Annotated in this window: 12 protein-coding genes; 2 read left to right on the top strand and 10 right to left on the bottom strand. The window is 32.2% G+C overall.

Features of this window, described 5'->3' with window-relative positions; translation table 11 throughout:
* Nucleotides 1–24: 24 nt before the first annotated feature.
* Nucleotides 25–1032 carry an acyltransferase family protein gene (locus JX000_RS08640; RefSeq protein WP_194086347.1) on the bottom strand — a complete coding sequence of 336 codons (1008 nt, stop codon included), beginning with the start codon at nt 1030–1032 and terminating at the stop codon, nt 25–27.
* 153 nt (nt 1033–1185) lie between these two features.
* Between JX000_RS08640 and JX000_RS08635 the strand changes: the two genes are divergently transcribed.
* Nucleotides 1186–1605 carry a MarR family transcriptional regulator gene (locus JX000_RS08635; protein ID WP_002450733.1) on the top strand — a complete coding sequence of 140 codons (420 nt, stop codon included), beginning with the start codon at nt 1186–1188 and terminating at the stop codon, nt 1603–1605.
* Between the two features lie 148 nt (nt 1606–1753).
* Here JX000_RS08635 and JX000_RS08630 read toward each other — a convergent pair whose 3' ends face one another.
* The 4 genes from JX000_RS08630 to JX000_RS08615 all read right to left on the bottom strand — a co-directional run bounded on the left by JX000_RS08630 (nt 1754) and on the right by JX000_RS08615 (nt 8350).
* Nucleotides 1754–5860: a GW dipeptide domain-containing protein gene (locus JX000_RS08630; RefSeq protein ID WP_075778628.1), complete on the bottom strand. Its 4107-nt coding sequence runs from the start codon at nt 5858–5860 to the stop codon at nt 1754–1756.
* 221 nt (nt 5861–6081) lie between these two features.
* Entirely contained in the window at nt 6082–6513 is a 432-nt protein-coding gene (locus JX000_RS08625) for a GNAT family N-acetyltransferase (protein ID WP_075778629.1), read from the bottom strand.
* A 77-nt stretch (nt 6514–6590) separates the two neighbouring features.
* The gene (locus JX000_RS08620) at nt 6591–7061 is read right to left on the bottom strand and encodes a DUF2538 family protein (protein WP_206140633.1); all 471 of its coding nucleotides are present in this window, start codon (nt 7059–7061) and stop codon (nt 6591–6593) included.
* Between the two features lie 35 nt (nt 7062–7096).
* Complete coding sequence (locus JX000_RS08615; RefSeq protein ID WP_049423529.1) at nt 7097–8350, bottom strand: LCP family protein; 1254 nt, start codon at nt 8348–8350, stop codon at nt 7097–7099.
* Nucleotides 8351–9242: 892 nt separating this feature from the next.
* Between JX000_RS08615 and JX000_RS08610 the strand changes: the two genes are divergently transcribed.
* Nucleotides 9243–10448 carry a serine hydrolase domain-containing protein gene (locus JX000_RS08610; protein WP_206140632.1) on the top strand — a complete coding sequence of 402 codons (1206 nt, stop codon included), beginning with the start codon at nt 9243–9245 and terminating at the stop codon, nt 10446–10448.
* Between the two features lie 69 nt (nt 10449–10517).
* Here JX000_RS08610 and rihC read toward each other — a convergent pair whose 3' ends face one another.
* The 5 genes from rihC to qoxA all read right to left on the bottom strand — a co-directional run bounded on the left by rihC (nt 10518) and on the right by qoxA (nt 15505).
* Entirely contained in the window at nt 10518–11426 is a 909-nt protein-coding gene (rihC, locus tag JX000_RS08605; protein WP_075778631.1) for a ribonucleoside hydrolase RihC, read from the bottom strand.
* A gap of 99 nt (nt 11427–11525) precedes the next feature.
* Nucleotides 11526–11816: a cytochrome aa3 quinol oxidase subunit IV gene (gene qoxD / locus JX000_RS08600; protein WP_075778632.1), complete on the bottom strand. Its 291-nt coding sequence runs from the start codon at nt 11814–11816 to the stop codon at nt 11526–11528.
* On the bottom strand, nt 11813–12418 hold the full coding sequence (gene qoxC, locus JX000_RS08595) for a cytochrome aa3 quinol oxidase subunit III (RefSeq protein ID WP_002450725.1): 606 nt from the start codon (nt 12416–12418) through the stop codon (nt 11813–11815). The genes qoxD and qoxC overlap by 4 nt, the downstream gene beginning before the upstream one ends.
* Nucleotides 12408–14396: a cytochrome aa3 quinol oxidase subunit I gene (gene qoxB / locus JX000_RS08590; protein ID WP_075778633.1), complete on the bottom strand. Its 1989-nt coding sequence runs from the start codon at nt 14394–14396 to the stop codon at nt 12408–12410. Before qoxB ends, qoxC begins: the two co-directional genes overlap by 11 nt.
* Nucleotides 14396–15505, bottom strand: coding sequence for a cytochrome aa3 quinol oxidase subunit II (qoxA, locus tag JX000_RS08585; RefSeq protein ID WP_002450723.1), 1110 nt, complete (start codon nt 15503–15505; stop codon nt 14396–14398). Before qoxA ends, qoxB begins: the two co-directional genes overlap by 1 nt.
* Between the last annotated feature and the right edge of the window lie 133 nt (nt 15506–15638).

The raw sequence follows: 15638 nt of genomic DNA, 5'->3' as shown, positions 1-15638 counted from the left end.
AAAACAAAAATTTTATAGTGATTTTTACCTTTTGAATTTAGAAGGGGGCTTCAAGTTAATAATTGGATTAGTCCATTTACATATTAAGCGATTGGATAATAGATATACAATAACACCTGATGTTATTATTAAAAACAAATACGTCATTATGGAAACGGGAGACTTGAATGGGTATAGTCCGAATCCACGAATAATACCGATAATTAAACCATGTAATAAATACACATACATTGTTCGACTACCTATATAAGTGTAAAAGCGTAACTTTTGTGATGTTAAATTTAAAAATGCAAACATCGAAGTTAGTATTACAGCATAGAGTAATAAACGTTTAAGAGGACTATATACATCTTCAGCATTATGTTCAAGTGACGTATAGGGTGAACTGCCTAACAACCAATCTGCATTTATAGGATGTATAAGATACCCAATAAAATAAAGGACAAATACAACAATAGAAATAGGTACCCATTTTTTACTTCTAATTATCATACTTTGTTGTTTAGTAAATAAATGACCTAAATAAAAAATAGGGAAAAATACAATCGTACGAGAAATACTCATATATTCATCAATATTAGCAGAGAATCCAGCAAAGATTGAAACAAGTAAAGATGTTCCTAACACAATCATAGGATTATATCTTCTAACGATCACTAGTACAACGTGAAAGAAAAATAATGTTAGTAAGAACCACAATGCAAAGACTGGATTGAAAGGGTCCAATTGTAGACTATCACTTTTACCAGTTAAGAAATAATAAACTGAGTAAAATGCGAAAAATATAAAGTAAGGTAATAATAATTTTTTAGCAATATGTTCTAGATAATAGGGTTTATCCAAATTTTTCGCAAAATATCCTGAAATAAATAAAAATGTCGGCATATGGAAACTATAAATAACAAGATATAATGCAGATAAGTATTTATCTTCAGAAGTGTAAGGTTGCAATAGGTGTCCTAGCACCACTAAAAATATGAGTATTGCTCGGGCATTATCAAAGAAATAATCCCTTTCCTTGATGGAAGGCATATAAATGTCTCCTTTTTTCATGTTTGACTGTACTTAATTTATTATATTTTATGGCAATTATGCAACGATTTTGTCCGTAGTATAAAATTCTATTGTATATCTTATAAAAAAAGCATATAATATTATCAACTAAATAAAGTGGAGTAGAACAGCATGTATAAACAACTTGAAAAACTTATCACACTTACTAACAACGATTTAAATATAGTTAACCGACGCTTTGGACAAAGAACAGACATTACATCAGAACAATTAGAATTACTACGTATATTGTACAATTATGATCGTTTATCTCAATATGATTTAACGATGAAAGTGAGTAGAGAACAATCTATTGTTTCAAGATGGATTAAGAAACTTGTATTGAAAGGTTATATTACAAGTCATCAATCACATGAAGATTTAAGATGTAAAGAACTTGTACTCACTGATGAAGCACGTGCACTTATTAAACAGATCAATACAGCGCGTTGTGAGTTAATAGAAGCCCGTTGCCAATGTTTATCAGAAAGTGAGATTGAGAATTTAAACCAGCTATTAAATAAGTTGAATAGTCGTCATAGTTATATTTAATCATAACCGTGGAGTCAATGTTGTTGTAATAGAGATCATCTTACAATGGTTAGGGTGATCTCTTTTAATATTTAAATATATATAAGCCAGTAGATGAATTCATCTACTGGCTTTTTATCAGGGATTTAACCCGTTATTTTGTATTAAATTAAGCTTTGAATTTTGGAATATCGAAGAATTTACCAACTTCACCAATTTGATCATATAAACCTTTTAATACTTGTGCATTTGAATCTGCCCAATTAATATCTGTTGCATATTGGTGTGTACCAGGATTTTCTGGATTCCAACGCATTTTATATAACGTATTTTGTCCTGCTTTCACATAAGAATTGCCAATAAATTTAGCGCCACCAATAATAGCTTTTGAAACAGAATCCCAACCAGATGCTTTAGCAAATTTCACACCTTCACCTAAAGCATTATAGTCGTAGGCAGCGATACCGAATACATTGTGATATTTAGTTGCAGAACGTGTATTAACTGCACCATTTGTTATATTAGCACCTTTAGCTAATTGAGATTGGCCATTTCCTGTTTCTAATAAGGCATGTGAAATTAAATAAATTTCATTTAGTCCATATTGCTTAGCAGCTTGACTAAATGCAGCACCTTGATTTTCAAGAACGCCCTTACCTTTAAGTAATTTATTTAAAGTAGCTTCAGATAAATATTGTGGTTGATCTAAACGTAAAAATTGATATTTAGAAACTGGATCTTTAGCAAGTTTATTTGAATCCATGGCATTTTTAGTTTCACTAAATGTCGCATTTGACCATACACCAGGTGTTCTTTGTACCTGTGGGCCATAACTTAAGTTATTTTGAATCGACGCCATTTGATTTAATGTACGACCTGTATTTGAATATTTAACTAATTCTTTTGTTAGATCACTTTCTTTAATCCATACGTATTTACCATTAGTAAGTTTACCATAATACCAAGTCACACCATTTTGTTGTTTTTGTTTAATGACTACAAATGGTTTCTCAAAATATGTTTTTAAAGAATAGCCATTTTTAGCACTTGGTTCGTCGTAATAGTGACCATTGTTATTTTTGATAACGAAAGTATAGTTATAAGGTGTAGCTGGATTATTTGAGTTTGCTTGTTCTAAATCTTTAGCAGCAATCCAACCAGTACGATTATTTACAGTACCATATAAATATTTTTCTTTACCAACATATACAGCTTTTGAAGCATTAAATGTTTGATTTGCTAATTGGCTAGCAGGTAATAATTGTTGATTTTTAGTACCCCAAGCTATTGAATAAAGGCCATTGTTATTATTATTAACTTTATATTGACCTGTTAATTTTGCTTCATTACCTAAGTTCTGAACGTCAACATCATTGATATTAACCCAGCCTAAAGGTGTATTTGAAGCTGTATTTTGCAATAATACATAAGTTTGATCGCCTTCGGTTCTTTGTTTAGAAATAGTGAAGGTACGGTCAGCATATTTAGTACCACTCTTAGCAGTTTTATCGTATACAGAACTACGGATACCAGTATTATTTGCTTTCACTTGACCAATTTGTTTAGTAGCTTGTGTTGTATTCACATTAGTTGGTGATTGAGCTTTAGCTGCTTCATTATTAGTTGTATCATTTGACTTTATAGCCATTTTAGGTTGTGCAAGTGCTGTTCTTGTAGCAGTAGGCTCAGTTAAATAATATTTGCTAATCCAACCAGAGATACCATTGACAGTGCCATATAAGTAAGTAGCTTTGTCAATTTGTTGTTGCTTAGTAGCTTTAAAAGTTTGGTTACCTTTACCAGATACTGTACCAGCTTCTTGTTTAAATGTACCCCAAGGCACTGTATAAGCTTTTGTACCAGGTTTAACATTATAAGATTTATTTACAGAAATAGGGGACTTAGCTGTATTGTAAGTAACATCACTTTGTTTAACCCATCCGTATTTTTTACCAGTATTATAATCTTGTACAAGGTAGAATTTATCATTACCTAAAGTAGCTGTTTTTGAAACTGCTAATGTTTTTTGAACTTGGTCAGTTGATTTACCTGTTTTATCATAAACAGTTGTATAAACACCACTGTTTGATGTCTTAATCTGTGCTACACCATTATTAGCAGCAACCGTTAATTGACTGTTAGTTGCAGGTTTAGAAGGTGTAGTTGGTTTAGTTGTATTAGATGTTGATGGTGTTGTTAAGAAACTTTTACTAATCCATCCATTTACACCATTAACAGAACCATATAAGTAAATAGCTTTATCAATTTGTTGTTGTTTTGTAGCTTTAAAAGTTTGGTTACCTTTACCAGATACAGTACCTGCAACTTGTTTATCAGTACCCCAAGGAACTGTATAAGCTTTAGTACCAGGTTTGACATTGTAAGATTGATTTACTTTAACAGGTGATTTAGCAGTGTTATAAACAACATCACCTTGTTTAACCCAACCAAATTTTTCACCAGTATTATAATCTTGTACAAGGTAGAATTTATTATTACCTAATGTTGCTGTTTTTGTTACAGATAATGCCTTTTGAGCTTGGTTAGTTGAATGACCTTTTTTATCATAAACAGTTGTATATAAACCATTATTAGTTGGTTTAATTTGAGCCATACCGCTATTAGCAGCAACTGTTAATTTATCATTTGTTGATGGTTTTGTTGTTGAACCACCTGTAGAAGGCTTCGTAGTTGTACCACCAGTAGATGGTTTTGTAGTAGTTGTTGTACCCCAAGGTGCAACTTGGCCCATTTTAATTTTATATTTTTCATTAATTAAATCATATAATTCGTTATAACTATAATTATGTTGTTGTAAGTAACCGTGTGGATCAGCATGGTCTGTTCCACCTAACCATCTACTAATTGCTGCGTGAGTCCATACAGTACCACTACCGTCGTTTTCTGCACTATTTGGTTTTAAGCCATAGTACTGTAATTGAGTGGCTGCATAATCAGCGTAATTGTTCATTGAACGTGCAAATGAATCATAGTCGTGTGTATGTACGATTTCAACGTTGATAAAACGGTTATTCGCATTTGGACCAGCACCCCATGATAAATAGTCAGTAGGTGCAGTTTCAATAATTCGGTTACCATCTACAAATGCATGTACGAAAGCTGAGTTGTAATTATTTTTCATGTAGTTGATTTCGCCAGTAATTGTAGAATTCTCATTTGCTGTATCGTGAACCACAATACCTTCTGGACGGCCTACACCATTTCTATAGCCATATTTAGGGAAGTATGATGAATAATCTTCTTCGATTTGTGGTGCTTTAAAGTTCTTTTTACGAATATAATCATTAATAGAAGATTTCACTTGTGGTTGATACTTTGGTAATGATGAAGTTGCTCTATTAGCAGTTGCATACATCATTCTTGGTTTAGCTACTGAATTGAATGTAGTGACTTGTTTAGCATTTTCTTTAGTAGCATTGTCATTAGACTGAGTAGATGAAACCTTAGCAGATTCATTTACCACGTTATTAGCTTTTAACTCGTTAGCTTTAGGTGTTGCTGACTGCGTTTTAGTATTAGAAGATGTAGCAACATTTTCTTTAGATTGTTGAGTTGCTTGTGTCTTTTGTGAAGGTTCAACTGAATGAGCTTCATCGTCTACGTCATCTTCATCATCATCTAATCTGTAGCCACCATTATCCTTAACGGTTTGTTTAGCATTTTGATTAGTTGTATTAGTTTGTTGTTGAGCTTGGTTCTGAGTTGTAGTCTCAGATGTTTCTTCTTGTGCTGTTTGAGTCTCTTGTTTAGCATTTTGTTGAGCAACCTCTTGTTTGCTTTCTTCAGTTGAATTTTGTTGTGAAGATTGTTGTTTTTCATTGTTATCAAGGGCTTGATTTGATTCTTCTTGTTTCTGAGTTTCCTCAACAGTTGAATTTTCTTTGATTTGATTATTATTTTGATTAGACGCATCAGTAGTTTGAGCTTTTACATTTGTATTTTCATTAGTAGAAGCATTTTCAGTCTTCTGTTGATTAATTGATGCATCATTATTTTCTGTAGAAGTAGTTTTTACTGGTTTGACTTTAGTTGGATCTTGATAAGTTTGAGTACCAGAAATATTTTGTGTAGGATTACTCACTTCTTGTTTGGCATTGTTAGCTTGTTTTAGTGTTGCTTGGTCATCCAGTACATTTTTATTTTTTGTTTGATCTTGTGCTGTTTCTGCTGCATCTGCATGGTGAGCCGTAAATGCTGTTCCCAATAAAGTTACTGCAACCATTGACGGTAATTTGTAATTGAATTTTTTCGTCATTATATAATTACTCCTTGTATCTTTTGAATTTGTATTAATTATAGTATGAGAAAAGGAGTGTGTACGTCTTTTAACAGATTTGTAATAGAATTTTAACCTATAAAAATTTGCCATAGTAGGGATGTAAGGGCTTTAAACATTGATGGTACGCAAGTAATTTCATAGAAATTATTAATTTGAGTTTAATGAAATATTACAAAAGATATAGTGAAGATAAGTTATCAAGTAATCATATTTTTATTCATAACGATATGCTTAATATTTTCTTCATAAAAAGGTCGTCCAGAAGTGATATAACCTAACTTTTCATAAAAAGGGGTAGCATAATATTGTGCATGCATTGTCAAACGGGTAAGATGATGTTCACGAGCTATCGTTTCAACAAAAGTTAATAGTTTTAAACCTAACCCTAAGCCTCTATATTCTTTTAGAATTGCTACGCGTTCAACTTTACCTATATATTCATCTAAGAGTCGTATGCGTGCAGTTGCAATTGGTTGAGAATCATCCACATAACCAATAATATGTATTGCCACTTCTTCAAATTCATCTATCTCATGATCTTCGGCAACATGCTGTTCTTTTACAAAAACTTCTTTTCTAATTTTAAAACAATCTTCTAACATTTGTTCATTCGTCACTTTATTAAACATATTCAAACTCCTTTGGATATAAAATAGGGAAGGAGACAATTAATTCGATGTCTTCTTCCCTAAAGTAATCTATGATTTTATAAAGCTTCTTTTCTAATAATTGCGGTATATTGCCAAAATATTCTCATTTGAGCTATATTCCAATTGTTCATTCCCATTGTAAACCCAGACGGTTTAAATAGTGTTACATCCGTTACTTCAAGTGCCGCGGCAATTAAATATTGTAAAGGAACGCTAATACTTTTCATTTCTTCGGTAATACCATTTTCATCATATACCCAAGAAAATGGCAGTTCTGAGTCGAAAATATCTACCTTATTAAAAATCTCTGGAAGAGCTACGATGTAACAAGCCCCATCTACAACAGGATTATGATTACTTTCTTTATAATAAATAAGTAGCGCTTCATAATTTTCTCTATGTTCATGATTCACATAGAAAAATTCATTTCTAAATAAAGCCATGTCTTTACTATGGATAATTTGTTGTTCTAAAACATTAAACATACCATTGATGTTGGCAATCTTTTCATATGTTTTTCGTGACATCTTAGCAACTCCTTTCCTATCATTATATAATTGGATTAATAAGCAGTTGTATCAATTTCTTGACCCTGTTGGGACTGTTGTTGATTGTTTTGATTATTAACTGTGTCATTTGGTTGTTGTGCATTCATATCTGATTGCTGTGCATCCATATCGTTGCTTTGGGATTGATCATTACTACTATCTGATTGTTGATTCGCATCATTACTGTTATCTTTTTTATGCTTTTTATTTGTTGTATCATTTTGAGCTTTTCTTAATAACGAATCATCTAATTTAGTTAATGGAACTAATGAACCATAATGATCAATGACTCTTTCATTTAAGAAGTCATCTTTATCTGTAATTTTAGATAACCCTAAATCAGAGCGCAAGATATTTGAATATTTTTGAATACTTTTAATGCTAGGATTGTAATAATAAATATTTTCTAACATATCGTCTTTACCTTCTAGTTGTGATTTCTTCATCTCTACACTATCAGATAAATACATTTTAGCTAATGATTTAATTTCAGATTTAGTTAAATTATGTTTCGCATTTTTTCCGACAATACTAATGACTTCGTCTAACTTATCAAATGAATCTAACGTTTGGGCTTTTTGGAATAAGATTTTAATTAAGTCCATTTGACGTTGACCACGTTTTAAATCCGAATCATGGTGGCGTGTTCTAGCAACAGCTAAAGCTTCATCACCATTTAATTTTTGGTAGCCTTTTTTTATTTTAATTCTTCCCGTATCATCACTATTTGGTTCATTCAAATTATAAGGTACATCATAATATATACCACCGAGCTCATCAACAGCTTGCACGAACGCCTTCATATTAACACGTGCATAATAATCGACTGGTACATTCATTGTAGCCTCTACTGAATCCATAGCAGCAATAGGACCACCATATGCGTGTGCATGAGTTATTTTGTCATAATAGCCTACTTTAGGGATATAACTAATCGTATCACGAGGTATGCTTAACATTCTGATTTGATGTTTATCTTGATTAAAAGTTGACAGAATCATTGCATCTGATCTTGAATGTTCTAAACTCTGACCATTTTTTTCACGGCCTTCATTATCATCGATACCTAAGAATAAGATAGAGATTGGATCTTTTTCAGGGTCGATTTTTGAACTTCTTAAGTTAGATTGTCGATCAGCATTACTTTTATCTTGAGAAGATTCAAATGCTTTCTCCGATGATTTGAAAAGATTATTAGCAAAAACAACAGGGATTGCAATAAGAGCGAAGGTTAGTAGAATTAAAAAGAATTTAAAAAATTTATTCATATTTGTTGCTCCTAAATAGTATAAACTTATTTTTTTGTTTCATTAAAAGTTATGTTGTTTCTTGGTATCGGTGTTAATTATTTTCCACACTATAGCCTTAAATTGTATTACTTTATTGTTAAAATTACAACACATACATATGCAAAAATATTTACATTCTTAAAATTTAATTTACATATCATATTATAAATGATTCCACGTATTAAATGTGAATAGAGAATCATATTTATTGTGAAATTATAGAAAAGTACTGAAATTGATTAACTTATAACCAATGTTTGAATCATTATGTTATATATAGGTGATGCTTTTAAGAGTTTCAAGAAAAATTATGTTGCATATGCATAAATTGTTGCATATTTATACCTTATAAATTTGCTATGATTTTATTTTCAATCAATAGTTATTAGTTGTTTACAGATAAATAAAATAGAACAGACAAATCATGTATATTAAATAAATACTATGAAAACTGATTTGTGGCTTTAATTAATTTTTGATGTTTATTTTACCTTTATGGTACTAAAGTACAATGGAAATATTTTTTTAAAGAGGTATTATTTAATTTAAAGTGATTTAAAAAGGGATATACGTTATAATTATGCATAGTGTATAAAAGGTTTACCATGTGAATCGACCATATTTTCATTTACTAGATAAGTGTGTATTTATATTAAAGTAGATTTACTTGTTTAAAGGAGGATGGTGTAAGTAAATTGAACATTAAATAAGGTAGTGTTGTGTTACTTCTGTATTCGAGAAAGAAAAAATAATAAAAGATTAATTAAAATATTTTTCTAGGCGTATTATGGATATAAAAAATGATTGTCATAATATCAAGATTTTATACTGACGAAAAGTATTGATATTAACATGTGAGGCAAATAATAACATGAAACTAAATAAGACTAAAATTATATTTTTTATAATAGTATTAGTAATACTTAGTATATTAATGATTATATTTGGAAGAAAGTGGAGCGAATACTTACAAACGGATAGCCGCATATTTCAGAAAAATGATAACGAAACATACATATTGAAAAAAGATAAACATGAAAAGGCACCTAAAAAACTTAAAAATGTGATGGATAAGAAAAATCCTGTCTATAAAGATATTGATAATTATTTGAAAGCAACTAATTTTAATGGTACTGCAACAGTATTCGAAAATGGGAAAGTTAAATTAGATAAAGGGTATGGATTTAAAAATTTTGAAAATGGTGAAAAAAATTCAGCTAATACGATGTATTTAATCGGATCTTCTCAAAAATTTACAACTGGATTGATATTAAAACAACTTGAAGTTGAAAATAAGGTTAATATCAATGATCCTGTGACAAAATACTTACCTTGGTTTAAAACTAGTAAGGAGATAACATTAAAAGATTTGATGCTACATGAGAGTGGTTTACATAAATATGAAGCATCTACAAATATTAAAAACTTAGACCAGGCTGTTAAATCAATTCAACAAAAAGGTATTGATGATAAGTTTTATCATAAGCATCAATATAATGATGGGAATTATTTAGTGCTTGCAAAAGTGATTGAAAAAGTAACGCATAAGCCTTATGTTGAAAATTATTATAATAGGTTGGCTAATCCATATAAATTAAAACATAGTGCTTTCTTTGATGAGAAAGTATATCAAAAGTATATGGCTAGGGGTTATAAAATCATTCATAATAAATTCTCTTTAATGCATCCTAAAATTCTTGATCAGTATTATGGTGCTGGTAACTTATATATGGCACCTCATGATATGGGACAATTAATACTTGCTTTACAACACTATAAAATATTTGATGCGGATGTGACGGATCCACTACTTCACGAATTTGATACAAAACAATATCCTAAGGAATACCGATACGGTTTTTATGTTATGCCGACAATAAACCGAGTGAATGGTGTATTCTTCGGACAGAAATTTACAGTTTATTACAATGACAAATATATCGTGATATTAGCAAGTAACTTAACTGTAGAAGGTGAAACAGCTGATGAAACTAATGAGAATAAAATGAAACATGTATTCTATGATATGCTTCATCAGAAAAAGCAATATAATGTTCCTGGAATTCAAGTGAAATAAGTTGAATGATAAAAATATAAACGCACATGTTGTCTATGAGACAGACAACATGTGCGTTTTTGTATTAATTTATTTACAGTGAGCAAGTGCTTGTAAAAAAGCTTGTTGGTAATGCTTTGAAATAGGGGAATGAACGACCTGACAGTTGGGTTCTATTGGATCAAAGTCTACAACAGTTGCCCCTTTAGTAAGTATACCTTGTAATTCTATTTGAACGTTAGCATCAAATACATTAAATAGGTCAGCATCGATTAAATATAAAATAGTGAATACATCATATAATTTGATACCTTCATGAACATTTTCAGTTCGATAATGTTGGAATAGTTGAAATAACATATCACCGGTCTGATTCATTGTTTTTATTTTTTTTATAAATTCATGAGAAAACATGGCTTGACGTGCTAAATCTAATCCAACCATAACCAATGGAAGTTGAGAATTAAAAACAATATTAGCTGCTTCAGGATCACAATATATATTAAATTCTGCAAGAGGTGTAACGTTACCTCTGCCGCTACTACCACCCATAATTACAATTTGCTTAATCTTTGATTTGATTTCTGGATAGGTAGCAAGTAGAAGCGCAATATTTGTTAATGGTCCAATAGCAACAATAGTAATGGGGGAAGTGCTTTCCTTTAATACATTTTTCATGGCTTCGATAGCGTTCATAGGTGAAATTGTTTCATCTGTAGGAGATTTAAAATCATAGCCATCCATACCGGATTCCCCATGAACTTCAGCTGCATCAACAGGATTTGAAATTAATGGACGTGATGCGCCTTTAAAAACAGGAACACTGCTATTGAAAAATTGTTTTAATTTTAAAGCGTTACCAGTAGTTTTATCAATATTTACATTACCATTTACAGTTGTAATCATTTTTACATCTAATTGAGGATGATTGAGTGCTAAGCTAATCGCTGCGGCATCATCAATGCCCGGATCGGTATCTATAATTAATGGGATCGTCATGTCTATCTGCTCCTTAATAATATTAGATAACTATATTTTGACGTAAAAAAGACCTGCTAGCAAATGCTAACAGGTCTAAAAGTATGATTTTTATACTTTTTATAAGTGGTGTGAGTGACCACCTTGCATAACCCAATATGTTCCGATAACAGTAATTAGAGTTATGATAATTGCAAAGATAACTTTGAATAATTGAACTCGTCCATCTTTACCTTCAGTTAAATGCATGAACATTAATAATTGAAGTGCAGCTTGGATAAATGCAAATCCAAAAATAATAGTTACTTTTGCTTGGAAAGTCATTGATGTGTATAGAGTTACGAAAACTGCTAAAAGCGTTAATACGATAGAAGCAATAAATCCTACTGTATGTTTTACGATTGTATTCATCCGCTATACACCATCCCTATCATATATACGGCAGTGAAGATGAAGATCCAAACAACATCTAAGAAGTGCCAGTATAAACTTACTATAAATAATTTTGGAGCATTATATGAATCCAAACCACGAGTAGCAATTTGAATTAATAAGCAAATAATCCAAACAATACCAACTGATACGTGACAACCGTGTGTTCCTAATAGAATAAAGAAACTAGACCAGAAGGAACCGATAGTAGGGTTAACACCTTCAGTTGCGTAGTGTGCGAATTCGTAGATTTCGAAACCTACGAAAACAAGCCCTAGTAGTACAGTAAGAATCATCCAAAACATCATTAAGTTTTGTTTTTCTTTACGCATATAGTAAATTGCAATACCACAAGTGTATGAACTTAATAATAACGCAAATGTCATTATTAAAACTAATGGTAATTCAAATAATTCTGTAGTCATCTTGCCAGCGTAATCGCCACCGTGTTGCAAAGTTAATAACGTTGCGAATAGGGTACCGAATAACGCGAATTCGGCTGTAAGGAAAATCCAAAAGCCAAGTTTATTTAATTCGCCTTCATGCGTACGTGAATCGATTGTATTAGTATCATGACTCATGACTTACAGCCTCCCTTTCTTTAATTCGTGCTTCTCTTAAACGTGCCTCAGTTTCAGCTACTTCAGAAGCAGGGATATGGTAACCGTGGTCGATTTGGAAACTTCTCCAAATCATTGTACCAAAGATACCTGCTAGGCAGATGATCGCTGGAATGATTGTTTCAAAGATTAAGAAGAAACCACCAATTGTGAAGAAGATACCCATCCAGAAACCAACTGGAGTGTCATTTGGCATATGAATATCTTTGTAATTATGGTTGTCTAAGTAATGACGACCATGTTCCTTCATATCTACGAATGTATCATAGTCATTCCAATCTGGAGTGACAGCAAAGTTGTATTTAGGTGGAATTGCTGAAGCAGTAGTCCACTCTAATGTACGACCAAGGCCATCCCAGTTATCACCAGTAGCTTCACGTGGTGCTTTGATGTGACTGTATACAATACTTACCACTAAGAATAAGAAACCGACTGCCATTAATAAAGCACCGATAGTTGAAATGAAGTTCAATAAGAACCAACCATCAGAAGGCATATAAGTGTATAAACGACGTGGCATACCATCTAATCCAAGGATGAATTGTGGTAAGAAACAAACGTTAAATCCGATCATGAAGAACCAGAAGCACCATTTGTTTAACGTTTCGTTTAATTTGTAGCCCATCATTTTTGGATACCAGAAGATTAAACCAGCTAAGCAGGCAAATACTACACCAGTAACCAATGTATAGTGGAAGTGAGCTACTAAGAAATAAGTGTTGTGATATTGATAGTCAGCTGATGCCATCGCTAACATTACACCAGTAACCCCACCTAATAGGAAGTTAGGGATGAATGCTAATGAGAATAACATCGGTGACTCGAAAGTAATTCGACCTTTATACAATGTTAATAGCCAGTTGAATAGCTTAACGCCGGTAGGTACACCGATTAACATTGTTGAAATTGAGAAGAATGAGTTGATTAAAGCACCATTACCCATTGTGAAGAAATGGTGAACCCAAACTAAGAAACTTAAGAACGCGATACCAGCAGTTGCCCAGACCATGCTTTGATGACCGAACAAGCGTTTACGCGCAAATGTTGGAATAATTTCAGAGTAAATACCAAATGCAGGTAAGATAACGATATATACTTCAGGGTGCCCCCATACCCAGAAGAAGTTCGCCCATAGCATAGGCATACCGCCATCTGCAACTGTAAAGAATGCTGTTCCAAACACTCTATCTGCTGTCATTAAAGCTAAAGCCACTGTTAATACAGGGAAAGCTAAGATAACGATTAAAGTAGTAATGAATGTTGTTACAGTAAACATTGGCATTTGCATAAACTTCATTGTAGGTGTTTTACATCTTAAGATTGTTACAAAGAAGTTGATACCGGTCATTAAAGTACCTAAACCGGAGATTTGAATTGCAACTAGATAGTAGTTAACACCTGGACCTGGACTAAATTCACCAGCAAGTGGTGCATAGTTTGTCCAACCAGCAGCTGGTGATCCACCTATGATAAATGATAGGTTGAATAAAATCATACCAGCAAAGAATAGCCAGAAACTTACGTTGTTCATTACAGGGAAGGCAACATCACGTGCACCAATTTGTAAAGGAACAACAATATTCCATAAACCAAAGATAAATGGCATAGCCATGAATATAATCATGATAACGCCGTGCGTACTGAAAATTTCATTGTAGTGATTTGATTCCAAGAATTTGTTATCTGGAATAGTTAATTGCGTACGAATAAGTAACGCGTCAATACCACCACGGACGAACATTAATACGGCACAGATTAAATACATAACACCGATTTTTTTATGGTCTACGGATGTGAACCATTCTTTATAAAGATATTTCCATAATTTGAAATACGTAATTACCGCTATAAGGCCGATAACTAAGAATGGCGCACCAATTTGTGCCATTGTAATCATCCAGTTACCTTTAACGATTAATTGATCCCATGGAAAATTCATTAATGTCCACCTCCATGATCATCTTTTTTAGACGGACTATCGTCTTTTGCTTCTTTGGAAATTTTTTCCATTTCCTTAGCATTGTGTTTTTCTTTCTTCTTGAATTCATTGTCGTATTTTTCATTGTTGCCAAGAATCATTGGTGTCATACCATGACGTTTGTAGTTAGCGTTTGAAATAGTAACCTTACGTGCTGGTTTCACTGGTTTATCTTTAACATCTTTATAAAGATCTTTTTCGTCGATGAAGTTAGGATCTTTTTGAACGTAATTATAACGTTTGTATGCGTGGAAGATATACTCAGGATCAGCTGCAGGGTCAACGAACGCCATATGAGTACCATTAAACGTTAATTCTTTGTTAGGTGTGCTTGGTAAGATTTGTTTATCAAATGTATCTTGATCTAACGTTTTCTTACTTTTAGCTTTTTTCACCCATTTGTTGAAATCACTTTGGCTTACAGAGTGAACATCAAATGTTTGACGTGAGAAACCTTCACCGTTGAAGTTTGAGTTTCTACCTCTGAAAGTACCTGTTTGATCTGCTGTTAATGTCCAATTCATAGTCATACCAGTCATGGCATATTTCTGACCACCTAATTGTGGGATCCAGAAACTTGTCATTGTATCCATAGATTGTAACTTGAATACAACTGGTCGATCTTTAGGAATTGTTAAAGTATTAACAGTTTCGATGTGTTGATCTGGGTAGGCAAAGAACCATTTGTAACCAGCGCTGACTGCGTAAACCACAAGTGGGTCTTTGTCTTTTTCTGGTGGTTTTTCATAATCGTATAATGTTTTAACAGTTGGAATTGCTAAAGCAATAACGATAATGATAGGTACCACAAACCAAATTGTTTCAATTAAAGAATTGTGGTGCATCTTACCTGATTCATCATTCTTATTGTAGCTATACTTAAAAATAAAGAATGCGAACATGGCAAGAACAACGACAACAATAACAAGCATGAAGATAATTGAATAGATGATCAAGAACTTCTGACTACTTGCTACTGGCCCTTTTGCATTGAAAACTTCAATGTTCGAACAACCACTAAGTAAAATTAGTGTTCCGACCATTAGAAGCAAAGACTTAAATTTTGACACTTTTTTGACCTCCTAATACTACAAATGTAGGGCTTACCATTAATTTTAGTTTATTACGCAATATTTACAAGTACCTAAAAGAAAAAAATTATTGATATAAGCAAAAAATTTTAAAAAATTTGAGATATGACGG

This window comes from Staphylococcus sp. SB1-57 (assembly GCF_017086425.1).
Classification (GTDB): domain Bacteria; phylum Bacillota; class Bacilli; order Staphylococcales; family Staphylococcaceae; genus Staphylococcus; species Staphylococcus warneri_A.
This window is presented reverse-complemented; position numbering and strand designations above follow the sequence as displayed.

Excerpts from the sequence above, each read along its gene's own strand:
- JX000_RS08640 (WP_194086347.1), bottom strand. The coding sequence starts at position 1,032 with ATGCCTTCCATCAAGGAAAGGGATTATTTCTTTGATAATGCCCGAGCA.
- qoxD (WP_075778632.1), bottom strand. The coding sequence starts at position 11,816 with ATGAATACAATCGTAAAACATACAGTAGGATTTATTGCTTCTATCGTA.
- JX000_RS08625 (WP_075778629.1), bottom strand. The coding sequence starts at position 6,513 with ATGTTTAATAAAGTGACGAATGAACAAATGTTAGAAGATTGTTTTAAA.
- JX000_RS08635 (WP_002450733.1), top strand. The coding sequence starts at position 1,186 with ATGTATAAACAACTTGAAAAACTTATCACACTTACTAACAACGATTTA.
- JX000_RS08615 (WP_049423529.1), bottom strand. The coding sequence starts at position 8,350 with ATGAATAAATTTTTTAAATTCTTTTTAATTCTACTAACCTTCGCTCTT.
- qoxB (WP_075778633.1), bottom strand. The coding sequence starts at position 14,396 with ATGAATTTTCCATGGGATCAATTAATCGTTAAAGGTAACTGGATGATT.
- rihC (WP_075778631.1), bottom strand. The coding sequence starts at position 11,426 with ATGACGATCCCATTAATTATAGATACCGATCCGGGCATTGATGATGCC.
- qoxC (WP_002450725.1), bottom strand. The coding sequence starts at position 12,418 with ATGAGTCATGATACTAATACAATCGATTCACGTACGCATGAAGGCGAA.
- JX000_RS08620 (WP_206140633.1), bottom strand. The coding sequence starts at position 7,061 with ATGTCACGAAAAACATATGAAAAGATTGCCAACATCAATGGTATGTTT.
- JX000_RS08610 (WP_206140632.1), top strand. The coding sequence starts at position 9,243 with ATGAAACTAAATAAGACTAAAATTATATTTTTTATAATAGTATTAGTA.
- JX000_RS08630 (WP_075778628.1), bottom strand. The coding sequence starts at position 5,860 with ATGACGAAAAAATTCAATTACAAATTACCGTCAATGGTTGCAGTAACT.